This window comes from Geomonas edaphica (genome assembly GCF_004917075.1).
In the GTDB taxonomy this organism is placed as follows: Bacteria; Desulfobacterota; Desulfuromonadia; order Geobacterales; family Geobacteraceae; genus Geomonas; species Geomonas edaphica.
Map to the genome: position 1 here is coordinate 1 of NZ_SSYB01000004.1, position 24,515 is coordinate 24,515.

A 24,515-nucleotide genomic window follows, 5' to 3' on the forward strand; every position below is an offset into this window, starting at 1 on the left:
TTCAAAGACCAAGCCGCTGTTTGCGACAGACTCAGCACCCTACCTGAACCGTTCCAACCTGTCAAGATTTTCTTTTCTTAAATCTTTCTCAGATTTGCCGCCGCCGCAACTTTCCTGCGGTGACTGCTGGTTCAAATATTCGGTTGAAAAGAACGTCGTTGCTGCGGAGTCCAGCTTTATAACAAAGCGCATCCGCATCGTCAACGACTTAATGAATAATTTTCTCTAATCGACTATACACAAGCAACCAGTCATAGCCGGAAAGAGAACTGTAGCAACCTGCCAAGGGCACTCTTCAATTACGGGAGCGGAAGACAGACGGGAAATAGGCAGTTGTCTTTAGCGGGGAGGGGTGACAGTTTCAAATACTAACTGCACCAAAGAGTTTGTCAAACGAAGAAAGCGCGACCAATCGTCCCGTCTATAGATAGTGGCACCAGACGATTCGGTGGCAGCGCTTTCTTTTGCAGCTGTGGCAGAAGATCGTCAGCTCTTCGTATAGAGGACGGCGACGGCGCGGGCACGGATCTCGCCGACAGAAACATACCCATGCGGCTCGGAGGACTCATAGTATATGCTGTCCCCCGGGTACAGCCGCATCACCTCGTCGGCGTAGTGGAACTCCAGCTCGCCATCGAGCAGATAGAGGAACTCCACCCCCTCGTGGCTGTAGAAGAGACTGCTGTCCCACTCACGCTGCTCGAACTCGATCAGGAAAGGCTCCACCTTTTTCTGGCGCATGCCCGGCGCGAGCGGCTTGTACATGTAGCCCTGCTGGACGTTCTCCTTGCCGGGACGACGCTGGCTTCCCAAGGGAGACTGGTCTCCGCGGGTCAGCATGAACTTCTGCCTGTCACCCGCCTCCTCAAAGAAGTAGTGGATCCCTACCTTGAGTCCTTTGGCGATCTTCAGCAAGGTAGCAATGGGCGGTGTGACCTGATCGTTTTCGATCTGAGACAAGAGCGGCTTCGACAATCCGGTCATGTCAGCCAGCGCCTGGAGGGTGAGCCGTTGTTCCTGGCGCAGTCCACGCACCTTCTCACCGAGCTTCATCTCTCTGATTTCTTGCTTGATCTTCTCTTGCACGCAGCACCCCCGTTCAGCATATATATTCAAATAGCGATCTGCCGTCAAGGGGTAAATAGTTATTCTTACAGAGTCTGTGTCACGAGGCGGAAGGGGTTGACATCAATCCGGTTTTTGGCTAGGCTTTTTCCTTCCTTCTACCTGTTTTCTCCTAAGGAGGGACTCAATGAAAAGTATCAGACTGCTCGCCGTATTCCTCATCCTTTCCACCGTCCTTACTTCCTGCAAGAAGAAAGAAGGGGCCATGCTGTACGAGTCGAACAGAAAGGAATCTGTTCCAGCTCCGGTCCAGGAAGTCCCCAAGGACATACTCGTCACCCAGCAGGCCTTCACCACTCTTGTCAAAAAAGTCACACCGTCCGTGGTGAACATCTCCACCATAGGGAAGAAGAAACTGGTGCGCCCGTTCTTTGAGGGCTCGCCGTTTTTCGAAGACTTCTTCGGCGACATGGGCCGCCCGCAGTACAGAAGGGAAAGCAGCCTAGGCTCAGGCTTCATCCTGAACCAGGAAGGGTACATCGTCACCAACGACCACGTGGTCAGGGACGCGGAGACCATCCAGGTGAAGCTCTCCAACGAGAGCGTCTACACCGGCAAGGTGATCGGTTCCGACCCGAAGACCGACATCGCCGTCATCAAGATCAACGCGAAGGAACCGCTCCCGGCCGCGGTCCTTGGTGATTCGACCAAGCTGCAGGTGGGACAGTGGGCCATCGCCATCGGCAACCCCTTCGGCCTTGACCGCACCGTCACCGTCGGGGTCGTCTCGGCGACCGGCCGCTCCAACATGGGGATCGAGACCTACGAGGACTTCATCCAGACCGACGCCTCTATCAACCCCGGCAACTCGGGCGGCCCGCTCCTCAACATCTACGGCGAGGTGATCGGGATCAACACCGCCATCGTCGCGGCGGGACAGGGGATCGGCTTCGCGATTCCGGTGAACATGGCGAAGCAGGTGGTGACCCAGCTCATCAGCAAGGGGAACGTAAGCCGCGGCTGGCTCGGCGTATCGATCCAGTCGGTCACCGAGGAGATGGCCAAATCCTTCGGTCTGCCAAGGGCAAGCGGCGCTCTCGTCAACGAGGTGGTTCCCGGCGGCCCCGCCGCGAAATCCGGCATCATGCAGGGGGACATCATCACCGGTTTCAACGGCACGGCCGTAAAGGACGTGCGCCAGTTGCAGCGGCTCGTCGGGGAAACGCCGATCGGCAAGAAGGTGGAGGTGGAGCTTTACCGCGACGGCAAACAGCTAAAGGTCCAGGTCACCACGACGCCCGCAGAGAGCGCGCAGGCCCAGCCTCAGGCACAGAGGCCGGACCGCGAAGCGGGGGTTTTAGGCCTTTCGGTTGAGGAATTAGGCCCCGATGCGCGTCGCCGTGGCATAACCGGCGTGGTGGTGAGCGACCTCGAGCCGGGGGGAATAGCCGAAGAGAGCGGTATCCAGCGCGGCGACGTCATCGTCTCGGTGAACCAGAGAAAGGTGCGCAACCTCACTGAGTACCAAAAGTCCATGAAGGATGCCGCCAACCGCGGCGCCGTGGCATTGCTCGTGCGCCGTGGCAACGCCAGCATCTATTTCGCCTTAAAATTAAGATAGAATCTTCGGCAAAAACTGCGTATAGTGTCGCCTGACATTTGCCCCCCCGGGAGAGATCGATGAGTCTCATAGAAAACCCAGATCAGGCCAGAAGACTTGCCAGGGCCATCATTTCCGATGTAGCTCTGTACAACCGCGAGAAGGTCGAACAGGGCATCAAGGATGACAACATCTTCGAGCTCTTGCAGGATCAACTAAACGAAGGAAGGGAGCACTTCCAGTCCCGAGTGACCAAGGATCTGGCAGAATCGAACATCTTCGACATTGCCGTAGTCGACGTACTGATCAAACGGGCGGGAAAGATCGAATCATCCATCTGGTAGGCAGGTTAATACAACATTAGACAGTCCCGGGCGCGCTTCCATTCGAAACGCGCCCGCGCTTTTTTTACCGAATATCCCTTTCCGGGAAACAGGGCCTTACATGGAACACCCCATCGAACTAACTTTCCCTATGGACACCGATGCCGAGCGGTTGGACAGCTTCATCTCCCGCAGCGTCCCCGAACTCACCCGCTCCGCCGCGGCAAGGCTCATCGATAACGGCTGCGCCACGGTGAACGGCCAGAAGCAGAAGGCCTCGCTCAAGCTGAAGGGAGGCGACGTCGTTACCGTCATCGTCCCCCCTCCCACGCCGGCCGAGCCGCAGCCGCAGGAGATCCCGCTCGAGGTGCTCTACGAGGATCCCGACGTCATCGTGATCAACAAGGGCGCAGGCCTGGTGGTGCATCCGGGGGCCGGCAACGCGGATGGCACCCTTGTCAACGCACTGCTTGCCCACTGCAAGGACCTCTCCGGCATCGGAGGCGAGCTGCGTCCGGGAATCGTGCACCGCATCGACAAGGATACCTCTGGTGTTCTGGTCATAGCCAAGAGCGACCGGGCCCACAACGCGCTCTCCGACCAGTTCAAGGTGCACAGCATAAAGAGGATCTACCTGGCCCTCGTGTACGGGAACCTGAAGGAAGACAAGGGGCGCATCGAGTCGATCATCGGCCGGCACCCGGTGGACCGGAAGAAGATGTCCGGCAAGGCCAGGCACGGCAAGAACGCCATCACCCACTGGCGCGTCGAGGCGCGCTTCCCCGGCATCACGCTGGTGCGCCTGAGGCTTGAGACCGGCCGCACGCACCAGATCCGGGTGCACCTCTCCGAGGCGGGGCATCCGCTTCTGGCGGACGAGGTCTACGGCGGGGGGAGCAGGCTCGTCCAGGTGAAGGACCCGGTGCTGAAACAGATGATCAAGACGATGGGGCGCCAGGCGCTGCATGCGAAGACCTTGGGCTTCCTGCACCCGGTGACGGGACAGTACCTCGAGTTCGACACCGAGCTCCCAGAAGACATGGCGGGGGTCATCGCCTACCTTACAGAAAAAACAGCCGATACGGAGTAAGGACGAGGGGCTGTTCGACAGCTCCCATATACATACAAGAGGTGCCATTCATGGAAATGCAGAAAGCAGGAAAAATCCAATATCTGAAGCCGCGCTTCGCGGCCACGAGGGGTGCCGTCGCCGGTTTCACCACCCGCCACGAAGGAGTCTCGCGCCCTCCGTACAACTCGCTCAACCTCGGCAGCAACACCTTGGACTCCTCGCACAACGTCGAGGGGAACCGCAGCCTGCTCGCGAGGAGCCTCGGCTCCACCCTGGACCGCTTCCTCACCGTCAACCAGGTGCACGGCACCGACCTCCTGGTGATAGACGCACCCAACCCCGAGCTCTCCCACTTTCTCAAGCTCGAGTGCGACGGAATCGTCACCAACCAGCCCGGCATCATGATCGCGGTCTGCGTGGCGGACTGCGTCCCCATCCTGCTGCACGACCCGGTGCGCAAGGTCGTCGCCGCCCTCCATGCAGGGTGGCAGGGTACCGCCGGGAACATCGCCGGAAAGGGTGTCGAAGCGCTGGTGAGCCTCTTCAACTGCGACAAGAAGGACATCCAGGCCGCCGTCGGTCCGCATATCGGAGCATGCTGCTACGAGGTGGACGCCCCGGTGCGCGACGCCTTCAAGAAGGCGGGAATCCCGTGGGAGCTCTGCGCCACCGAAAAGGGCGAGGGTAAGTGGATGCTCGACCTAGGTGCTGCGAACCGCATGCTCCTTACCGACGCAGGGATTGCCGCCGATCGCGTCCAGGTGAGCGAGCAGTGCGTGAGCTGCAACCAGGAGCTCTTCTTCTCCTACCGCCGCGACGAGGGTGACACCGGCAGGCAGGTCGGCTTCATCATGCTCGATGCCGAGCAATAAGCTGTAGCGCTCCGACCAAGCTTCTGATATAAGACGGCGGAGAGTTAGAATCCTTTACAGGAGGCGTCCACAGATGCGGAACTTGTTAAGACTTGCCCTGCTCATGATGGCGGTGAGCGCGCTTTTCGGCTGCGCCCACAACTACTACAACATCCCCCAGGAGACCCTGGAGAAAAAGGTGCGCACCATCGGTGTCGCCCCGATCTTCACCGACGCGGAATCGGACATCCGGCACCCCGACAAGGCGTCCATCGTCTCCATCGTGCGCACCTACAACATGAAAAACGAGAAGGAGCTCATCGCCAAGCTGAGAAGCACCGGCATCTTCTACGCGGTCCGTCCGGTAGAGGGTGACGCGGCGAGGCTCTTCGAGACCCTGGTATGGAACCGTGAGCGGCGCGACGATGCTGGGATCATCTACAACAAGTACTTCGTGAAGAAGGAAGAGCTGAAGCAGCTCCTCGCCCAAAACGGGCTCGACGCCATGCTCTTTGTTACCGTGAGCGGCCTCACCAGACCGGGCAAGGTCTTCTCGAGCAACCTCCTCTCCTACCTGGAGACCGATTTCAACTACCTCTCCATGACGGCGCAGATGCTGGATCGCGAAGGGAACACCATCTGGGAGTACCCGAACTTCAAGACGAGCAGGCTCTCCTACCCGCTGTTCTTCGCACTGCAGTACCCGGACTTCGACGAGGCGGCGGCGAACCTGACCGAGAAGGTCGACGTGAAGTTCAAGACCGTAGCCGGCGTTAACGCGGCTTTCGCGAAGACCGAGGCATCTTCGGTCCCCAACGCACCGGAGGTCTCCACCCTGTACGTGAAGCAGTTCGAGGAGATGCTTGCGCTCATGAAGACCTACACGCCGCTTTTCGGCGGCAAGGAGAAGGAACGTGAAGCGGCTCCCGCCCCGGGAGGAGGAGCACCGGTCTACTACAACCCGCCCGCGACACCAGCCGCGGCCCCAGTAGCTCAGGCGGCGCCCGCCGCGCCGGCCGTGACACCCCAGGCGATCCAGGCCGCCCCGGCACCGGTACCCGCGACACCGGTCGCCGTCACCCCGGGCGACATTGTCCCGGAACAGCCTCCCGCGAAGTAACTAAAAAGGCGGCGCCAGGGTTTCCCCGGCGCCGCCTTTCTCATCCGACCACCGCCGTTTTCTCCGAGCGGTGCCTAAAGCTCTTCAAACTCTTCCGGGTCCTCGGCCTCTTCCTCTTCCGCCTCCCCTTCCTCTTCGTCTTCGTAATCCTCGTCGCTCACCCGCTTCAGGAATTCCTTGTTGCTTTCGATGAGACGACGGATCTCTCCGGCAAGTTCATCAAGATCTTCGTGTTCCACCCTACGCCTCCCCTCCCTTGCGCAGCAGGGCCTTGCGGTACAGATCCAGGTACTTGTGCACCGAGTTCTGCCACGAGTAATCGCTGCTCATGCCGCGCCGCATCAGCTTTTTCCAGAACGCCTTGTCCTGGTATGCGGTGATGGCCCGGTTCATCGCCTCCCACAACGCCTCCGCGCTGTACTCCTCGAAGACGAAGCCGTTCGGGGTCTTGTCGTTGTCGCGGGGATCGAAGACGCTGTCGGCGAGCCCGCCGGTCCGGCGCACCACGGGGACGGTCCCGTAGCGCATAGCGATCAGCTGCCCCAGCCCGCACGGCTCGAAGAAGGAGGGCATGAGGAACATGTCGCTCCCGGCGTAGATCTTGGGCGCAAGGCTGTGATCGAAGCCGGCGGCGAAGGCGATGTTGCGCGCGCCCGCGGCCTTGACGTCGGTGAACGCCTTGACGTAGCGCTCCTCGCCGCTGCCCAGCATGACGAACTGCATGGGCGCCTTGGCGATCACCGGCAACAGCTCCGCTATCAGGTCGAAACCCTTCTGCGCCACCATGCGCGACACCATGCCGAAGACCGGGGTGTCAGGCGCACTGGCGAGCCCCATGAGGCGCTGCAGGCCGATCTTGTCCACCATCTTTCCGGAGAGGGAGGCATGACTGTAGTTCTTCATGATTTCCTTGTCCATGGCGGGGTTCCACTCCTCGTAGTCGAGCCCGTTCAGGATCCCTACCAGGTCATCCTTCCTCGCCTGCAACACGCCGTGCAGGCCGCACCCCATCTCCGGCGTGCAGATCTCGCGGCAGTAGTTCTCCGAGACGGTGGTGACGCTGTCGGCGGCGAGTATCCCCGCCTTCAAGAGGTTTATTTTGCCGTAGAACTCAAGCCCGTCGATGGTGAAGCACTCCTTGGAGAGCCCCATGGTGGAAAGCTCCTCACGGGGAAAGAGCCCCTGATAGGCGAGGTTGTGGATGGTGAAGATGATCCCGGTCCTTGCGAAGAAGGGATCGTTCTTGCGCTCGTGCTTCAGGTAGTGCGGGATGAGTGCGGTCTGCCAGTCGTGGCAGTGGATGATGTCAGGCCTGAAGTCCATCTTCTTCAGGAGCTCCAGAACGCAGCGGCAGAAAAAGGAGAAACGCTGGGCGTTGTCGGGGTAGTCGCCGCCGGGGGTGCCGTAGAGCTCGTCGCGGGAGAAGTACTCCTTGTTCTCGATGAGGTAGACCGGTATCTCGCCGAGCGCCGCCTGGCGCAGGAACCCTTTTTTCTCGACGCCGTCCACCATGACCGAGGCGCTCTTGCGCCCCTTGCGCACCGCCATCCCCCCCCGCTCGACCACCGAGTAGAAGGGCATCATGATCCGCACGTCATGGCCAAGCGTCCTGAGGGTCTTGGGAAGGGCGCTGGCAACATCCGCCAGACCTCCCGTCTTGGCAAAGGGAGTAACCTCCGACGCAACAAACAAAATCTTCATGTAAATCCTCTAACACCCTGGAATTATAGGGACATTCTAGATTAAGAGCGCCCCCGGGTAAAGTTTTTTTGTAGAAGAAAAATTTAAGAACCTTCGGGTACGCCCCCATCCACCCCGAGCCCCGGGCCTGCGTAGGCAATGGGGAGCGGGGCCTCGGCGGGCCACCGCCCGAGCGGATTGCCGACCCTCGAAAGGGTTAGGTAACACGAGAGCCGGTCGCCGACATCGAGCCCGAGACCGTTTAGCGGGACGCGCAGTTCGGCGCTGCGCCCCACCGCGTAGCGGGCAAGAGCACCACAGGGAAGCCAGCGCCCCTCTTCGAGCAGCTGCAGCTCCCCCTCCCCGGCGCCCGGCCGCATCTCGACACGGTACTCGCGTCCCCTTATCAGGTGCAGCGACAGGGCGTCACCGGGCTGCAGCACCTTTTCCATGGATTGCACGCCGTCGATGCGGAAGTAGAGGAACTCGAGGTCGTAGCCGTAGAAAAAGGACTGCAGCACGCTCTCGGCGGCGTGCATCGCCCCCCCCTGGCGGGTCAGGTCGTAAAGTCCGGCGCTAAGCCACTCGAGGCAGTCCCCGGTCGCGGTCGCCAGCGAAGGGGTGATGAGCCGCGACGGGGCACGCACGAAACCAGCCGGACGCTGGCGCTTGATCGGCTCGTGCAGCTCGCCCGGCACCTCCAGCGAAAGGAGGCGATAGACGCTGATCAGGTGACTTCTGAACAAAAGGTCGAAGCTGCCGGAGTGGGCCGAACTATGGTCGTCGCCGTACCACCAGAACCAGTCGCTTCCCTGCGCCGCGTAAAGCGCCCGGCAGGCGCGCCGTGCCGTATCGTCCGAGCTTTCGCCGCCGGTCAAAAGGCGCGCCGCTTCCGCGCTTCCCTTGGTCGCCGCCTCCCTCGCCCTAGCCAGGTACTCCCACCCCTTGTTCTCCTCGGGGTGCCCGATCCAGATGCCGTAGTCGGCGTTGATCCAGGAGCCGGGATGGATGTGCCCAATGGAGCGACGCTCCGGGACCCGCTCCAGCACCTCGGCGAAGGTGGCGAGTTCCACCCCTGCGGTCTGGGTAAGGGCCGCATAGAGTCTCGAGAGGAACGGGAGCCCGTTTTCCTGGTAGTGCTCCCAGGCGTTCTCGCCATCGAGGATCACCGGGACCACCCGCGCCTCGGGGCAGTGCCGGTGCACCTCCCTGACCCGCGCCACGAAATCGGCCGCGGCACGCTCCGGCTCCCAATCCGAGTAGGTGAAACCGATCTGGTCCGAGAGGACCTGGTCCCGGAAGAAGAGCGCGATCTCCCGGTCCCCCTCCTGGAAGAGGTAAGGGTGGTAGAGCGCCTCACGTTCACGCCCGAGCCCCCCGGGCAGGGTGCGGGAGAGGAGCCGCTCGTCGGAAGCGGTCCACGAGAGCCCCCCCTGCGCCATGATCCCCAGCACCTCGTCGCTTAGCGCCCCCTCCGAGGGCCACACCCCCGCCGGGTCGAAGCCGAAAAGCCTGCGGAAGCTCTCGATGCCGTGCCGCAGCTGGCTCTTCGCGTCTTCGGGACAGCGGAACGGGATGCCCGGGAGGTTCACCCCCGGCTGCGCGATGCGGGCAACGCGGGAGTCGCACAGAAGGGGGAGGATCGGGTGAAAATAGGGACTCACCGAGAGCTCGGCCTTCCCCTCGTCGTGCAGCTTGCGGTAAAGCGGGATAATCCTGGCGATGAGGCTGCGCTGGGTATCGAGCAAAAGCGCCTTGTCCGTCGCGTCGAACCCCTCCCCCTTGCGGATCAGGTCGCGAAAACAGGGGAAACGGTTGCGGGCCGCCTCACCGGTCCAGGCAAGGTAGAACCATACCTGCAGGTCGAGGAGGTCCCTCTCGGTGAAAAGGGAGACGCGGGAGGCGACGCTTCCGGGGACGCCCTCTCCCGCCATGCGGTACAGCTCGTGGTAGCGTGGGTAGGGCTCGATCATGCGCCGCCGGTTCGCGGAGAAGAAGTTCTCCAGGAGGAAGATACGGTCCGCGAGGGTCAGCTCTGCAGGGGCGCGGCGCGCGAGGTCGAGGTACGGATCGACCGCCTCCCCGGAGGCGTAGTCGAGGATCTGCTCCAGCAGCGAGGGGACCAGGTTGAACACCACCTTCACGCCCGGGGTCGCGTCCACGATGGCCGGCATGTCGTAGTAGTCCTTCACCGCGTGGAGGTAGGCCCAGGGGAGCAGGTACTCCCCCCGGACCGGCTCCTTGTAGAAGGGCTGGTGCATGTGCCAAAGCAGCGTGAGGTAAAGTGGTTCGGTCATGCTCTCCCCTTTTGGCGTGAAGTGGCCGCCGGGTCCGCTACAGGGCCAGCTCCTTTTTCCAGTGCTCGACCTTCTTCATGTAATCCTCCAGAAGTCGCTGAGCCGTTCTCGGATCCTTCGCCTCGGCTACCACGTGGATCACCGGCTGGTACTGGTCCGGCAGGACGAGCACCCAGTCCTGACCGAAGGAGACCTTGATGCCGTCGAGGAAGGAAGCCTCTTTCTCCAGGCTGTCCTCGCTCATCTTGCGCATGATCCCCCCCTTCTTCTCCCAGACGCAGGGAACCCGCCCCTGCAAAAAGGAGCTCTTCGGCACCTCCTTCAGCACCCGCGAGATGGGAACTCCCGCGGCGGTGGCAAGCTCGATGGTCTTCGCGATGGTGAACATGCCGTCGAAGGCCGCCTGGAACCTGGGAAAGGCGAAGCGCCCGGCCATGGACCCGGCCATCACCACCTCGGGGGAGATGGCCGCCTCGATCATGGAGCGGTCCATGCTTTTCGTACGGCGCACCGAGCAGCCGTTTTCCTGGGCCAGCTGCTCGATCACCGAAGGCGCCGACACAGGGATGGCGAAGGCGCCCCGGGCACCGCTTTTCAGCATCAGCGCGGTCATGAGGCTCAAGTACTCCTCGGGCTGGTAGATCCTCCCGGTCTCGTCCACGAGCACCACCTCCTCGGCGGTGGGGTCGAGCCAGAAGCCCGCCTTTGCCTCGAGGGTGACCACGATCTTCGCGAGCTGCTGCAGGCTGTTCGGCTTCTCGTCCACCGTCTTCGAGCCGCGCTGCTCGTCCAGGTAGGTGTTGAGCCCGATCACCTCGCAGCCAAGATCGTTCAGGATCTGCGGAAGGATCTGCCCGGCGGCCGAGTGATTGAAGTCGATCACCACCTTGGGGGTCGCGCTCTTGATGATCTGCTGCTCGAGGCCGCGGAAGAACCCCTCGCGGTAGAAGTCCATCACCTGTGGGAGTTCGGTTATCCCACCCGGCTCCATGTGGTGTGCGCGCCGGAAGTTCTCCTTGTAGAAGATGCGCTCGATGTTCTTGCCCATGGATGAGGAGAAATCGAGGCCGTCGGCATCGAGAAAGACGATCTCGGTGGTGGCGGGGTCCTCGAGCGACTGCCGGAAGTGCACCCCGCCTACCTCGCCGAAGGTGCGCAGCTTGTAGCGCAGGATGGGAAGCGACACCATCCTGATGTCGCGCACGTTGACCCCCGCGGAGAGGATCCCCCCGAGGAAGCTCCTCTTCAGCATGCGGGAGGAGAGGGTCGCATCGCGGCCGACGAGAACGTGGCTCCCCTTGGGTAGCGAGGTGCCGTAAGCGCAGCCCAGCTTGGCGACGAATTCCGGTGTGAGCTCGATGTTGGTGAGCCCCTTGATCATCTCCCCCTCGAAGAGCGATTTCTTCCAGCGCTCGCCCCAGATGAGGTTGCCGGTCACGGTGGAGCCCCCCTCGATCACCTTCCGGGGCCAGATCTTCACGTCACGCTTTATGTAGCTCTCCTCGCCGATGGAGGTGTCGTCGGCGATCACGCCACCTTCTTCCATGATGGTGGCCGCACCGACGCTTACGTTGTTGCAGACCACGCAGTCGTTGATCTTGGCCCCCTTCTTGATGTAGACGTTGTCCCAGATCACGGCCCTGGTCAGTTTCACCCCCGCCTCGACGATGCAGTTGCGGCCGATGACGGAATCCTTGATCTCTGCGCCACCCTGTACCTGGGAGTTGTCCCCCACGACGACGGTCCCCTCCACTACGGTCCCCTCGCTGAGCCTGACGTCGGAGCCGACCCGCAGGTCCACCCCCGCCATCTCGCGCCTGGGCTCGTCCACCTTCACCCCGACCTTCCCCTTGAGGATGTCGTGGTGCGCCTCGCGGTAGGAGTCGGTGTTGCCGATGTCGCGCCAGTACCCTTTCACCGGGAAACCGAACAGGGGGGACTTCTTCTTTAAAAGAAGCGGGAAGAGGTCTTGCGAAAAGTCGAAGTTCTCCCCCTCGGGGATGAACTTGAAGATCTCCGGCTCGAGCACGTAGATCCCGGTGTTGATGGTGTCCGAGATCACCTCGCCCCACCCCGGCTTCTCGAGGAACTGGGTGATGCGCTTGTCCTTGTCCGTGATCACCACGCCGAACTGCAGCGGGTCCTTCACCGAGGTGAGGGTGATGGTGGCAAGCGCCTTGCTGCTCTCGTGGAAGTCGATCACCTTCTGGAGGTTGAAGTCGGTCAAAAGGTCCCCGCTGATGATGAGGAAGCGCTCGTCCAGGTACTTCTCGGCGCACTTCACCGCACCGGCCGTCCCCATGTCCTCGAGCGGCGTGACGTAGGTGATGCGAACCCCAAGGTCGGCGCCGTCACGGAAGAAGTTCTTGATGACGCTCGGCTGGTGATAAAGAAGCATGACCAGGTCGGTCACCCCGTACTTCTTCAAAAGCTCGACGATGTGCAGCATGATCGGGCGGTTCATGAGCGGTACCATCGGTTTGGGGATGTTGCAGGTGAGCGGCTGCATGCGGGTGCCGAAGCCGCCCGCCATGATGACTGCCTTCATAGGTAAAGCCTCCAAGGTCAAACTGGGATTAAGTGTTAACGGCAAGATGAAAACCTACGGGAAACGGATTAACAGCCCGCTGATCTACCACCTGATCTACTCGGGCATTAAGTCTTCGCACTGCGCCACGAACGGAGTTCGTAAAGGTAATTCGACTCATCACGCTTATTCTAGGTGTAGGCCGCCTTCTGCCTCTTGGCGAGGACGCGGGCGATCTCGTCCTTCAGCTCCTGGAGGTCGCTCGACTTGACCACGTAGCCGTCGGCGAGCCAGGCCGAAAAGTCGTCCTTGTAGCAGGAAAAGGCGGTGCAAAGGATCACCGGAACGGTGTGACGCTCCTTGACGATGCGCTGCAAAAGCTCGATGCCGCTTTCGTTTTTCAGCTTGATGTCTATCACCGCGAGGTCGAAACTCCCCGACTCCAGCTTCTCCACCGCCTCGAGTGCGCTGCCGGCGGTTACCACGTCGTACCCCTCGTCGCTGAGTTCCGCTGCGTACAGAAGCCTTATGTTCGCCTCGTCATCCACAACCAACAGTTTCGCCATGTCAGATGGTCTCCTTTTTCGTCAAAAGCCTGATGCTGTATGTGTTTCCGCCGCCGGGGCGGCCAGTTATCGTTAGGGAGTTTCCCTGCCGTTCCAGTATCGACTTGCAAAGGGAAAGGCCTACCCCCTCTCCGAGCTCCTGGGTCTGGAAAAACGGGGTGGTGAGTGCCACCTGTGCCGTCTCGCTTAAGGGCTTGCCGTCGTCGGTCACGCGCAGTAGCACCGCTTCGCCGTCCTTGAGGCTCTCCACGTGAAGCTCCCCCCCAAGTTCCATGGCGGAGAGGGCGGTGGTGGTGATGGTTTTCAGGCAGTAGCTGATCTGCTTGTAATCGATGCGCACCACGGGGAGGTCGGGAGCGAGTTCCATGCGGCAGGCGACCCCCGCCCCGTTCATCACCCCCTCCAGTTCACCCATCGCCTTCACTACCAGTTCGTTCAGATCCCAGTAGTCGGTGACCGGGAAGAGCGACTCCGAGTAGTCGAGTACCTCGCTTAGCACCTCCTCGAGCTGCCGGGTCTCGCGCACGATCGATTCGAGGTAGCTCCGTTTCTCGTCGTCGGCGCTGCTCCCTTTCAGCAGGGTGCGGGCGAAGCCGCCGATCACCATGAGCGGGTTTCTTATCGAATGGGCGATGCTGGAGGTGATCTTGCCGACCAGCGCCATCTTCTCCATCTTCACGATCAGTTCCTGCTGTTCCCTGAGCTTCAGGTTCGCCGCCTTCTGCTTGGCCACCTCCTCCTGGAGCCGCTCGTACAGCGAGGCGCGCTCGAGGGCGAAGGCAACCGGAAAGGCGAAGGTCTCCAGCGACTGCATGTCCTGCAGGGTGATCGGCTTGTGGGTGATGCAGTTGTCGGCGATGATCACGCCGATGCGGCGGTTTCTGGAGATGAGCGGCATGACCAGGAAGGTGTCGACACCAAGGATGCGGGCAAGGCCCCTGTCGAGGTCGGGGTTGTTCAGGGCATTCTCGACGAGGATCGGCTTTTTGCCGCGCAGGGCGCGATTGAAGATGTGCCCCTGGTCCGCCAGGGGGACGGTGAGCTGCTGCAGGATGTCGTGGAACTTAACCTTCTCCGAGGAGAGCTTCGTCTTCTGGAAGTCGCGCGCGAGCTGTCTCAGGGTGAAATTGCTGCGACTTATGTCCTCCCAGGTGCGCCACGCCTCCTCGTAGTCGCGCGGGCCGACCCCCAGATAGCCGCGGATGTTGCGCCGCTCCTTGTCCGTCATCAGCAGGAAAGCCCGGTTCATCCCGAACCCCTTCCCCGCCGTGATCGCCGTCATGGCGATGGACAGCACCTCGTCCAGGTCTATGGAGTTCTGCAGTACGAGGCCGACCTCGCGCAGGAACTTTATCTCACGGGTCCTGCTGTTGAGAAAGCTCAGCATGGCCCCCATCTGGGCCTTCTGCTCCTGGAACTCGGTCAGTATGTAGGGGAGTACATCCGAAAGCGGATAACCTGCGCCCTTCATCCGGGCCAGGTCGTTCTTGAAGCGGGGGCACTCTACGCATTTTTCTACGATCCTGCGGCGCTGGGAGGAAAGGAGGTCCTCCTCCCCCTCGCCCACATACGGGCAATGATCGGCCTCAATATGGTCCCTACTCCAACAGCATTCCCAATCCAAGCGCCCTCCAGGGTCCGGCTTCATTTTATGGCAAACGAACGCGGCAAAGTATAGCACCCCGCATAGCCATTTCAAGTGCATGGTGAACTTTTTCTTAAAATTATTAATTAACAATTTACACGGAAGAACTTACGCCGCCGGGCCGACAGGACGCAAAAAAAGGGCCCCGCGGTGGTAACCGGGGCCCTTCGTTGTACGGTTTATCTTTTTAAGGGGGTCATTTCCCCGCGATCATCCTCAACTTTTCCATATGCATGATGGTTACCTTGTTGCCGTCCAGCTCGATCACCCCCTCGTCCTTCATCTTCTTGAAGGTGCGGGAGAGCGTCTCGCTCACCGTGCCGAGGCGGGAAGCAAGCTCCCCCTTGCGCATGTCGAGCTCCAGGTAGGTCTTCCCCTGATAGCTCGTGCTCTTACGCGCGGCGAGATCGAGCAGGTAGGAGGCCAGGCGCGACGGGGCGTCGGCGAAGGAGAGCTCCTCGATCTGGCGGGCAAAGCGGCGCAGCAGGAGCGACAGCGATGCGATCAGGTTCATCGCGAAGCGTGGGTTGCGCTCTAAAAGCCCCATGAAGGCTCCCCTCGGGAAGAAGACGACCTCTCCCCTCTCGACGCCGCGGGCCTCGGCCGGGTATTTCCCATCACCGAAGAAGGCGGCCTCGGCGAAGGTCTCCACCGGGTGCACCATGTGCAGCACCTTCTCGCGACCGTCCGGCGAGATCTTGCAGAGCTTCAGCGCCCCAGAAGCAAGGAGGTAGAAACCTTCGGCCTTCTCCCCCTCGGTGAAAAGTGTTTCTCCCTTGGCGAAGGGACGTCTGACGGCGATATCGGCAACTTCGACGAGGTACTCGTCCTCCAGTCCCGAAAAAAGCAGCGCTTTCCTTATGATGTCCTTGTTTTCCATGTCGTCCTTTTTACAGCAAAAAGAAAAGGTAGGTCAAGAGGTTGTTCACCGCGCTCCTGCCTTTACTTCGCCTGTCATCTCATGTAAGATCACGAGTTCATGAAAAAGACCCTGTACCGCTACATTTTCAACGAGATACCGCCCCCTTTCCTGGTCGGCATGGTGACCTTCACCTTCGTGCTGCTCATGGGGCGTTTTCTTAGACTCGCCGAGATGGTGGTTGAGAAGGGGGTCCCTTTCACCGACGTACTGCGCATGGTGAGCTACCTGCTTCCGTCCTTCTGGCTCTTCACCATCCCGATGGCCCTGCTCCTTTCCATCCTGCTCGCTTTCGGCCGCCTGTCCGGCGACAGCGAGGTGACCGCCATAAAGAGCTGCGGTATCAGCCTCTATGGTCTGCTCCCCCCGCCGCTGCTCTTTTCCGCCTTCGCGAGCCTGCTCTGCATGTGGGTCACCGTGTACGCCGTCCCCTGGGGTAACAGCTCCTTTAAGGTGCTCATGCTTGAGATCGCGCAAAGCAGCGCCGGCATATCCATCAAGGAAAAGGTCTTCAACAACGCCTTCCCTGACATGGTGATCTACGCCGACACCCTCGACGCCAAGGCCCAGAACATGGCAGGCGTGATCGTCCACGACGAGCGGGACCCGAAGGCCCCCACCACCATCTTCGCCGAAAGCGGCGCGCTCTACTCCGACCCCAAAACCCATTCGATGGAATTCCAGCTCAAAAACGGCTCCATCCACCGTAGCGAGGACAAAGGTGGCTACCGAATGGTGCAGTTCCAGGAATACGTACTGCGGGTGGCGCTGGCGGACACGGCCCCGAAGGGGCCCAAGAAGGCGAGCGAGATGACCATAGGCGAGCTGCTCCACCCACCGCATGGCGCAGACAAAAAAGAAGCGCTGGCGCGCCGCCTTGAGCTACACAGCCGACTGGCGCTCCCCTTCTCCTGCATCGTCTTCACCTTCATGGGGGTGCCGCTCGGAATCCAGAACCGTCGCTCCGGCAAGGCATCCGGCTTCTCGCTCAGCATAGCCGTGATCCTTTGCTACTATGTCGCCCTCTCGGCCTTCGACACCCTAGGCGAGCATGGCATCCTGCCGCCGTTTCTTTCCGGCTGGGGTCCCAACCTCCTGTTCCTCGCCGCTGGGGTCTACCTGTTCATGAAAACAGCTGCTGAGGAACCACTTCCGCTTACAGGCCTTTACCCGTACATGAAGGAGTTCGTACGGGCCCGTTTCGGCAAGGGGGGCAAGCGATGAGGATACTCACGCGCTACGTCGCCAAGGCGTACATGAGGATGCTGGGGCTTTGCCTTGGCTCCTTCGTCACCATCTACCTCGTCGTCGACTTCATGGAGAAGATCTCCCGTTTCTCCCGTGCCGGTGCGTCGTGGCAACACATGGCCATGTACTTCATGCTCAAGGTTCCTGAGATGCTGAGCGACGCTGCTCCCTTGGCCGTGCTCATGGCAACTCTCCTTACCCTAGGTGCCTTCTCGCTCAGCTCCGAGCTCACCGCCATGCGCAGTTGCGGTGTGAGCCTCGCCCGCATCAGCGCGCCGATACTCACCATATCCCTCATCGTGAGTGTGCTGGTGCTGCTCTTGGGAGAGTTTGTCGTCCCCAAAACCTACCCTCAGCGCAACTACATCCAGGAAGTGCTGATCTTCAAGAAGACCGAGAAGACCTACTTCAGGCAGCACAACATCTGGCACCGCGAGGAGTCCACCGTACTGCGGGCAAGCCTCTTCGAGCCGGCCCAGAATCAGCTGAAAGGAGTGACCATATGGGAGGTCCAGCCAAAGACCGGGTTGCCGCTCAGACGGACCGACGCGGCAAGCGGACAGCTGGGACCCACGGGTTGGGTGCTGAGCGATGTGGTTACTCGAGACATCGTCGCAGGTGAGGTCGCACGCACGCAAAAGCTCCCGCAGCTTGCCGTGCCTCTTAAACTGAAGCCTGCAGACCTGAAGGTACTCGGCAAATACGCTGACGGGATGACGCTCAGGGAGCTGAACCGGTACTGCAAGAAGATCCAGGCAGGTGGGTACGATGCCACCCGCTACATAACCCAGTTCCACAGCAGGATCTCACTACCTTTTGGCTGCGCGGTGATGGCCTTTCTCGGCATCCCCTTCGCGCTGCGCGGTGGGCGCTCCAGCGGTATCGCTTTCGGCATTGGCCTCTCCATCGGCTTAGGTTTTCTTTACGTGATCGTGAACTCTGTGATCATCTCGGTCGGGCAGGTCGGCCTGCTTCCACCGATCGTCGCAGCCTGGGCTACCAACTTCATCTTCTTCGCCGCTGGTGGGTGGTTGTCGCTGACCATTGACAACTAGCCGAAGAGCGCCGAAAATTTGAGACGTTGCTATGAACCTCTCATGGGAGGGCAGATCATGCTCCGCACGCTTACCATCACCATTTTGGTCCTCCTCGTTTCCCTCACCACGGCAATCGCCCAGCCGCCTGTAGTTTCGGCTCCGTCATCGAGGCTCGCGCCGCTGAGCGTGCTCAGCATCCTGCCTGCCCAGGGAGAGCCAGGCGGCACCGTCACCCTCAACGGCACCGGGTTCACTACGGCAACCACTGTCACCATGGGGGCACGGGAGATTCCTGCCGCCGTCGTCGGGGGACGGATCATCACCTTTGAACTACCTGACCTCCCTCCCGGCGCCTATGCCCTATTCCTGAAGCGGGAGGACGGCGCTACCACGCGCCCGTTCAGCTTCATGCTGCTCGCGCAGAAACCGGGCATCTCAGCCCTCTCCCCCGATACGGTTACCGCCTGTGCCACCGGCCGTGAACGCGAGGTCCTCGTTAGCGGCATGAATTTCCGTACCGGCAGCCGCGTCCTTCTAGACGGAGCGGCCGTCACCACCCGCATCATCTCCCCCACATCCCTAGCCTTCACCGCCCCCGCGCTTGCCGCCGGGATGCACCAGGTGCAGGTGAGAAACCCGGGCGACGCCACCTCCGGCGCAGCCGCGCTCTTCATCGATGCGAAGCCCGAGATCGCCGGTGTCTCCATCGGCAGGGAGTTCGTGAACTACTATGAGCTGGTCGTGACGGGACGAAATTTCCAGCAGACATCAGTGCTGGTAGTGGACGGCAAGAGGCTTTCAACAGGAAAACAGCTGGTGGGAGAGCGTGAGCAGCTTGTCTACGGCGGGTGCAACCAGATGGTCTACCAGAGGTTCCCCTACGACCCGACCCCCAAGCAGATCACCTTGCAGGTGGTGAACCAAAACGGCGAGGAGAGCCCTCTTTTCACCATCAGTGCCCCCTGAGGTCTTAGTCGACCGGCTCCTCCAGGACGACTAGGTAGCCGTCCGGATCGAAGCACCAAAGCTCATAGGTGCCGTACGGCTTGCGCTCCAGGGGGTATAGGATTTCCAGGTCCTCCTCGAGGAGTTCCTGGTAGATGTCCGCAATCCCCTCCACGGCGAGATGAATCGTCATCCCCACCCCGCGCGGGAACCCCTCAAGGCGCGCCTGCAAGATCGGATGCAGTTGCGCGACCGCAGCATCCTCCACGAAGATGATCTGAAATTCCTCCGTCTCCAAAAGCAGGTGTTCAGGAGCGCCAAGCGTGGTGATCGGCCGTTGCAGCGGCAGGTCCAGGATGCCCGCATAGAAGGCCTCGGTGGTCCCGAGGTCGGAGACGCAGAGCTGAATGGCTATGGAGGCGCCGTTCACTCGCCGAACCAGGCGCTCGTGTAACTGCTTATCAGCACCATGGAGTTGGTGAAGATCAGGATGCCAATTACGATCATGAACACGCCGGTGATGACCTCAAAGAGCCGGATGTGCCGTTTGAAGCGCCTGAAGAAAATCAGGAACTGGTGCAGGGCCAGCGCGGCGAGGAAGAAGGGTATGGCAAGCCCCATGGAGTAGGCGAGCAGGAGCCAGACGCCACGTCCCTCGGTGGCAGCGACGGCCAGGATGGTGGCGAGAATCGGGCCGATGCAGGGGGTCCACCCCGCGGCGAAGACTATGCCGACTACGACGCTGCCGAGGTAGCCTGCGGGCTTACGGTGCAGGGTAAGCTTCTTCTCCCCGAGGAGCATGGTGATGTCGAAGAAGCCCGCAACGTGAATGCCGAAGACGACGATGAGGATGCCGCCGATGCGCCGGATCGCGGTCTTGTGCTCATGCAGGAAGTCCCCGACCAGGGTGGCCGAGGCGCCCAGCAGGACAAAGACGCAGGTAAACCCGGCGATGAAGAGCAGGGAGTGGATGATGGTCTGCTGCCGCACCTTGTGGCTTGGGTGCTCCGCGTTCAGGTCCGCGAAGGAAAGGCCCGTGATGTAGGTGATGTAAGACGGTATGAGCGGCAGTACGCACGGAGAGAGAAAAGACAGCAAGCCCGCCACGAATGCGCCGATCATGCTGATGTTGGTTGTTTCCATTTTTTTCCTCCTCACGCGGTACGTACGCCCCGCGCTGCCGCGGGGCTGCCCTGCTACTTGCCGGCCATCAACTGCTCGAGGGCCTGGATCACCTGGGGGTTGCTCCAGTCCATGCCACCTACCACCTTCTTGACGATCACACCTTTTGTGTCGACGACGAAGGTCTCGGGGACCCCGGTGGTTCCGTAGAGGCGCGCGATCTTTCCGTCGGTGTCGAGCAAGGCCGGAAGCGTGACGCCACCCTGCTTGAAGAAGTCCTCGACGGCCCCCTTGCCCCCTTCATCTATGGAGATGGCGAGCATCTGGAAGTTTTTACCCTGCATCGCCTGGTTCAGCTTTACCATCGAGGGAATCTCTTCGCGGCAAGGGGGGCACCAGGTGGCCCAGAAGTTGACCAGCACCACCTTCCCCTTGAGTGAGGAGAGTTGCACCGACTTTCCAGAGAGGTCCTTAAGCGTGAATTCCGGAGCGGGGTTTCCTTCCGTGGCCGGCAGCGCGGCCTCCTTCTTGGTACACCCAACGCTGGCAAAAAGCGCGACCACCAACAATAAACCGAACAAACGCTTCATCATTTCCTCCCCGGTTGTACGATACTGTATTTTTCCATTCTGTAAATCAGCGTGTGGCGCGGGATGCGCAAGAATCTGGCCGCCGCGGTCTGGTTCCAGTCGCAGCGGTTGAGCGCTTCTATGACGGCTTCCATCTCAAGCTGCTCAAGCGAATACCCGCCGGCCGGGAGGCGCAGCACCCCCCCTTCGGCAGGAGATGCGACCGCTGAGATCTTACCAGGAAGCTCGTCCACCCCGATCTGGTCCCCCTCCCGCATGATCAGCAGGCGCTCCACCGTGTTCTCCAGTTCGCGCACGTTGCCGGGCCAGGTGTACTCTTGGAGCCGCGCGAGCGCCTCCTTGGTGAAGGAGACCCCTTCGGCCCCGAACTTCGTGCAGAAATATCGGATCAGGAGCGGGATGTCCTCGACGCGCTCTCTTAGCGGCGGGAGCTGGATCGGGATGACGCAGAGGCGATAGTAGAGGTCCTCACGGAACTTCCCCTCCGCGATGGAGCGCTCGACGTCGGCGTTGGTGGCAGCGACCACCCTAAGATCGATCTTCTGCAGCGACGTGCCGCCGACCGGTTCCACCACGCGCTCCTGCAGCACCCGAAGCAGCTTGGGCTGCAGCTCGAGAGGGAGATCCCCCACCTCGTCGAGAAAGATGGTGCCGCCGTCGGCCAGTTGGAACTTCCCTTCCTTGTCACGGATGGCGCCGGTGAAGGCACCTTTCACGTGCCCGAAAAGCTCGCTTTCCAGGAGGTCCTTCGGAATGGCCGCGCAGTTCACTGCAACGAAGGGGGCTTCACGGCGTGAACTGCCTGAGTGAACGGCCCGGGCCACGAGCTCCTTGCCCGTCCCAGACTCGCCGGTGATGAGGACGGTGGCTTCGGTATCGGCCACTTTGCGTACCACGGAGAAGACCCCTTCCATGGCGCGGGAGGTACCCACGATGCTGTTGAATTCCGTACGCCCCGAGAGCTCCTCCTTCAGCAGGCGGTTCTCCTCGGAGAGCCCCTGGAGCTGGAGCCCCTTGAGCACGGTGATCTTCAGTTCCTCGCGGTTGAACGGCTTGGTGAGGTAGTGGAAAGCCCCGAGTTTCATCGCCTCCACCGCGGTATCGATGGCGCCGAAGGCGGTAAGCACGATGACCACCGTTGCCGGGGCCCGCTCCTTTATCGCCGAGAGCACCTCGAAACCGGTCATCCCCGGCATCTTCAGGTCGGTGATCACCAGTTGGGGCGACTTCTCCTCGAAAAGTCTCAGGCCGGCCGCCCCGTCCTCAGCGGTGTAGACGTGGTACCCCTCCTGCTCCAGGTTGTACTCGAGAACGCGCCGCAGCGAACTATCGTCGTCGATGATGAGAATCTTTGGAGGCATGGGATACCTGACGAGGGTGACGGGATATTAATGGAACGCCAACGTCAATTTGTAACCGATTTGCCGGGGCAGGGCAACCCTTTTTATAATGAGCAGTCCCCCGCCGACCTTCTCATTTCGGACACGGGACAGCGGGGCTTGGGGAGTCAAGCGGCAGGGAAGCGGGCGTGAGCGGCGCGAGAGGTGCCGCGCATCTATAAGGCGGGAAAAAGAAAAAAGGAGGCCGAGCACCACCCGAAAGGTGGCGCAGGAAAAGGGACCGTTCTGCCCGAGGGGGCCACGGCCTTTCGTTACAGGCGGCGCCCTCTGGGCCTGCGCGGGTTACCCAGGTAGCACTGGGTCAGTTCGCGGGTTCCTACCGCTAGCGGCAACAGATCCTCATGGCGCTTCAGGGTCTCCGTCAGCGAAGGGCCGTCGGTGATGATGAAGTCGTCCTCCCCAAGGCAGGTCTTGGCGAAGAAGCGGCCGGCAGAGCTGCAGAAGACGCTTATGCTGAAGGTTTCACCGTTAACTTCCAACTCAGCCGAGTGCAGCAACATCTCTTCGTCCACATCCCCCCCCGAAAAACACATCGCATAAAATGAAGTCATGCTCAGAGAGCAAGAACCGCACCAAGGAGCCGGAAAGATGCACAGTGACGGCAAAAAGCCCGTGACACCTTGTAAACACAAATGAGCGCCGGATAACCGGCGCTCATTAATGGCGTGACAAAGCGGAAGGGGTATGTCTTTTTTCGAAATACTGGATCGCGGCGCCGCTAAATGACGGGGCTCAAGACGGTTATTTGACCCGGGTAACCACGTAGTCGGCGAGTTCCGCCAGAGCCTCGCGAACCGGGCCGGCGGGGAACTTCGCCAGGTGTCCCTTGCAAAGAACGACGTGCTCCCTCGCGGACTCGATGGTGTGCTCGATGCCGCCGTAGCGTTGCACGAGGGCGAGCACCTGCTCGAAATCCTCGTCGGAGAGAAGCTCCTTCTCCACCACCGAGGCGACCAGGTCGCGCTCCTCATCGCTGCAGAGCTTAAGCGTGTGGATGAGCGGCAGGGTGATCTTCCCTTCCTCGAGGTCGTGGCCAATGCTCTTGCCGAACTGCTCCTCACTGGCGGTGTAGTCGAGGGTGTCATCCATGAGCTGGAAGGCGATGCCGAGATCCATGCCGTAGTCGGCCAGCGCCTGCCTGAGTTCGGGAGTGGCACCGCCGAGGATGGCCCCCACCTCACAGGCGGCGGAGAGCAGTATCGCCGTCTTGCTCCGCACCACGTCGATGTAGCGTTCGATGGTGATGTCGAGATCGCTGGTGCAGACGAGCTGCAGCACCTCGCCTTCGGCGATGATGGTGGTGGCGTCGGCCAACACCTTCAGGATGTTCAGGTCGCCGTCGGCCACCATGAGCGAGAAGGACTTGGAGAACAGGAAGTCACCGACGAGGACGGAGGCCTCGTTCCCCCAGAGGGTGTTGGCGGAGGCCTGACCGCGCCTGAGGTTCGCGTTGTCCACCACGTCGTCGTGCAGAAGCGTCGCGGTGTGGATGAACTCCACCACGCTGGCGAGCGGGACGCTGCGGTCACCGCCGTAGCCGCACAGCTTGGCGGCCAGAAGCACCAGGGCCGGGCGGATCCTCTTCCCGCCGCTGGAAAGTACATATTCACCCACCTTGCGTATCAGTGGGACATCCGACTGCAGGTCTTTCTTGAACTGCAGTTCCACGTTTTTCAGGTCTTCCCCGATGAGGGCAAGCGCTGCATCCATATCAGGCCTCGGTTCTGCGACTAGCGCTACGGCGTATAACGCTCAAAAATATGAACGGCACGAATTCGCGCCGTTTTCAGTGCCAGCCAGGCTGGCAATTTTAATGGGAAACGACGCAGCACTCTAACAAAATCACATTCATTATTCAAGGCATTTCGTCTACGGGAAAGGGGCGGAAAGAACGGAGGGGTGAGGAGATCCGGTTGAAAATAAAGGCAAAAAAGAGGGCGGACCTTGCGGTCCGCCCCTTGTTTCACGCCGCCTGCTGATCCTGCGCCAGCAGCCCACAGCGTCTTAGTTCCTTGTCCAGTTTCGTCCTGGTGAGCCCCAAGGCCCGACAGACCTTCTCGCGGTTACAGTCGTAGCGCTCCATCGCCATGAGCAGCAGCGCCTTTCTGAGCGAGGCGGAGAGCTTGTCCATGATGTGCTCCTTCGCGGTCGCCGAGATGAGGGTAAAAAACGGCTCGAGACTCCCCTGAAAAAGCCGTGCGTTCTCGTCTACATGCATTCTGTTTTCGGTGTTCATCTTTCGTACCCTCATAAGGTTGGCAGCGATCTCGTCCATATCCTCGTTCACCAGTCGCCAGACGTCCGGGTCGCTGGCAAGGCTGACCACCACGGCGACACGCTCTCCCTGAGGGGGATGCTGCCGCTTGACCAGCACCACCTCCATCGCGCCGAACCCGTCGCCTTCCATACACGCGCCCGCATGTTTGTCCACCATGGCCCACCTCCCAGTGACGGTATCAAGTTCCGATGCACCCTTTGCTTTACAACAGCCGTACCAATTCTGCGCCC

Annotated in this window: 24 protein-coding genes; 9 read left to right on the forward strand and 15 right to left on the reverse strand. The window is 60.9% G+C overall.

Translation table 11 applies throughout. The features are described from left to right. A partial coding sequence (locus tag E8K79_RS21415; protein WP_216629471.1) for a hypothetical protein occupies positions 1-229 on the forward strand: 229 nt, incomplete at its 5' end. Between the two features lie 257 nt (positions 230-486). On the opposite strand, the gene E8K79_RS10710 is transcribed toward E8K79_RS21415, so the two are convergent. Then, complete coding sequence (locus tag E8K79_RS10710; protein ID WP_135869540.1) at positions 487-1,086, reverse strand: helix-turn-helix domain-containing protein; 600 nt, start codon at positions 1,084-1,086, stop codon at positions 487-489. A gap of 166 nt (positions 1,087-1,252) precedes the next feature. Here E8K79_RS10710 and E8K79_RS10715 point away from each other — a divergent pair, with 166 nt between their 5' ends. From E8K79_RS10715 to E8K79_RS10735, 5 genes are all read left to right on the forward strand, one after another. After that, the gene (locus E8K79_RS10715) at positions 1,253-2,686 is read left to right on the forward strand and encodes a DegQ family serine endoprotease (RefSeq protein ID WP_136514748.1); all 1,434 of its coding nucleotides are present in this window, start codon (positions 1,253-1,255) and stop codon (positions 2,684-2,686) included. Positions 2,687-2,745: 59 nt separating this feature from the next. Then, on the forward strand, positions 2,746-3,009 hold the full coding sequence (locus tag E8K79_RS10720) for a hypothetical protein (protein ID WP_129124495.1): 264 nt from the start codon (positions 2,746-2,748) through the stop codon (positions 3,007-3,009). 100 nt (positions 3,010-3,109) lie between these two features. Beyond that, on the forward strand, positions 3,110-4,078 hold the full coding sequence (locus E8K79_RS10725) for an RluA family pseudouridine synthase (protein ID WP_136514749.1): 969 nt from the start codon (positions 3,110-3,112) through the stop codon (positions 4,076-4,078). A 50-nt stretch (positions 4,079-4,128) separates the two neighbouring features. Further along, the gene (gene pgeF / locus E8K79_RS10730) at positions 4,129-4,932 is read left to right on the forward strand and encodes a peptidoglycan editing factor PgeF (RefSeq protein WP_136514750.1); all 804 of its coding nucleotides are present in this window, start codon (positions 4,129-4,131) and stop codon (positions 4,930-4,932) included. Between the two features lie 73 nt (positions 4,933-5,005). Next, on the forward strand, positions 5,006-6,031 hold the full coding sequence (locus E8K79_RS10735; RefSeq protein ID WP_136514751.1) for a hypothetical protein: 1,026 nt from the start codon (positions 5,006-5,008) through the stop codon (positions 6,029-6,031). Positions 6,032-6,105: 74 nt separating this feature from the next. On the opposite strand, the gene E8K79_RS21260 is transcribed toward E8K79_RS10735, so the two are convergent. From E8K79_RS21260 to E8K79_RS10765, 7 genes are all read right to left on the reverse strand, one after another. Next, a complete protein-coding gene (locus E8K79_RS21260; RefSeq protein ID WP_198419395.1) occupies positions 6,106-6,270 on the reverse strand; it encodes a hypothetical protein in 165 nt (54 codons plus the stop codon). A gap of 1 nt (position 6,271) precedes the next feature. Beyond that, positions 6,272-7,732: a glycogen synthase GlgA gene (gene glgA / locus E8K79_RS10740; protein ID WP_136514752.1), complete on the reverse strand. Its 1,461-nt coding sequence runs from the start codon at positions 7,730-7,732 to the stop codon at positions 6,272-6,274. Positions 7,733-7,815: 83 nt separating this feature from the next. Beyond that, positions 7,816-10,008 (reverse strand): glycoside hydrolase family 57 protein, encoded by a 2,193-nt coding sequence (locus tag E8K79_RS10745; protein ID WP_136514753.1) that lies wholly within the window; start codon positions 10,006-10,008, stop codon positions 7,816-7,818. A 37-nt stretch (positions 10,009-10,045) separates the two neighbouring features. Continuing rightward, positions 10,046-12,556 carry a mannose-1-phosphate guanyltransferase gene (locus tag E8K79_RS10750; RefSeq protein WP_136514754.1) on the reverse strand — a complete coding sequence of 837 codons (2,511 nt, stop codon included), beginning with the start codon at positions 12,554-12,556 and terminating at the stop codon, positions 10,046-10,048. Between the two features lie 170 nt (positions 12,557-12,726). Further along, positions 12,727-13,101: a response regulator gene (locus E8K79_RS10755; protein WP_136514755.1), complete on the reverse strand. Its 375-nt coding sequence runs from the start codon at positions 13,099-13,101 to the stop codon at positions 12,727-12,729. Between the two features lies 1 nt (position 13,102). After that, positions 13,103-14,725, reverse strand: coding sequence for a sensor histidine kinase (locus E8K79_RS10760; protein WP_136514756.1), 1,623 nt, complete (start codon positions 14,723-14,725; stop codon positions 13,103-13,105). Between the two features lie 217 nt (positions 14,726-14,942). After that, positions 14,943-15,626, reverse strand: a complete 684-nt coding sequence (locus tag E8K79_RS10765) for a Crp/Fnr family transcriptional regulator (RefSeq protein WP_136514757.1) — start codon at positions 15,624-15,626, stop codon at positions 14,943-14,945. A 99-nt stretch (positions 15,627-15,725) separates the two neighbouring features. On the opposite strand from E8K79_RS10765, the gene lptF reads away from it, so the two are divergent. From lptF to E8K79_RS10780, 3 genes are read left to right on the forward strand one after another with little or no spacing between them, the layout of a single operon-like run. Continuing rightward, positions 15,726-16,889: an LPS export ABC transporter permease LptF gene (lptF, locus tag E8K79_RS10770; RefSeq protein WP_136514758.1), complete on the forward strand. Its 1,164-nt coding sequence runs from the start codon at positions 15,726-15,728 to the stop codon at positions 16,887-16,889. After that, on the forward strand, positions 16,886-17,968 hold the full coding sequence (lptG, locus tag E8K79_RS10775) for an LPS export ABC transporter permease LptG (RefSeq protein ID WP_136514759.1): 1,083 nt from the start codon (positions 16,886-16,888) through the stop codon (positions 17,966-17,968). The genes lptF and lptG overlap by 4 nt, the downstream gene beginning before the upstream one ends. Positions 17,969-18,025: 57 nt before the next feature. Further along, entirely contained in the window at positions 18,026-18,916 is an 891-nt protein-coding gene (locus tag E8K79_RS10780; protein ID WP_136514760.1) for an IPT/TIG domain-containing protein, read from the forward strand. 4 nt (positions 18,917-18,920) lie between these two features. Here the strand turns inward: E8K79_RS10780 and E8K79_RS10785 are convergent, their stop codons facing one another. The 7 genes from E8K79_RS10785 to E8K79_RS10815 form a co-directional block, all read right to left on the reverse strand. Beyond that, positions 18,921-19,325, reverse strand: a complete 405-nt coding sequence (locus tag E8K79_RS10785) for a VOC family protein (protein WP_136514761.1) — start codon at positions 19,323-19,325, stop codon at positions 18,921-18,923. Beyond that, entirely contained in the window at positions 19,322-20,038 is a 717-nt protein-coding gene (locus E8K79_RS10790; RefSeq protein WP_136514762.1) for a cytochrome c biogenesis CcdA family protein, read from the reverse strand. The genes E8K79_RS10785 and E8K79_RS10790 overlap by 4 nt, the downstream gene beginning before the upstream one ends. 53 nt (positions 20,039-20,091) lie before the next feature. Next, on the reverse strand, positions 20,092-20,607 hold the full coding sequence (locus E8K79_RS10795; protein WP_136514763.1) for a TlpA disulfide reductase family protein: 516 nt from the start codon (positions 20,605-20,607) through the stop codon (positions 20,092-20,094). After that, on the reverse strand, positions 20,607-21,968 hold the full coding sequence (locus E8K79_RS10800) for a sigma-54-dependent transcriptional regulator (RefSeq protein ID WP_136514764.1): 1,362 nt from the start codon (positions 21,966-21,968) through the stop codon (positions 20,607-20,609). Before E8K79_RS10800 ends, E8K79_RS10795 begins: the two co-directional genes overlap by 1 nt. 290 nt (positions 21,969-22,258) lie before the next feature. Beyond that, positions 22,259-22,519, reverse strand: a complete 261-nt coding sequence (locus E8K79_RS10805; RefSeq protein ID WP_246043801.1) for a hypothetical protein — start codon at positions 22,517-22,519, stop codon at positions 22,259-22,261. 229 nt (positions 22,520-22,748) lie between these two features. Further along, the gene (locus E8K79_RS10810) at positions 22,749-23,717 is read right to left on the reverse strand and encodes a polyprenyl synthetase family protein (RefSeq protein WP_136514765.1); all 969 of its coding nucleotides are present in this window, start codon (positions 23,715-23,717) and stop codon (positions 22,749-22,751) included. Between the two features lie 253 nt (positions 23,718-23,970). Continuing rightward, positions 23,971-24,441: a hypothetical protein gene (locus E8K79_RS10815; RefSeq protein ID WP_136514766.1), complete on the reverse strand. Its 471-nt coding sequence runs from the start codon at positions 24,439-24,441 to the stop codon at positions 23,971-23,973. Positions 24,442-24,515 lie beyond the last annotated feature (74 nt).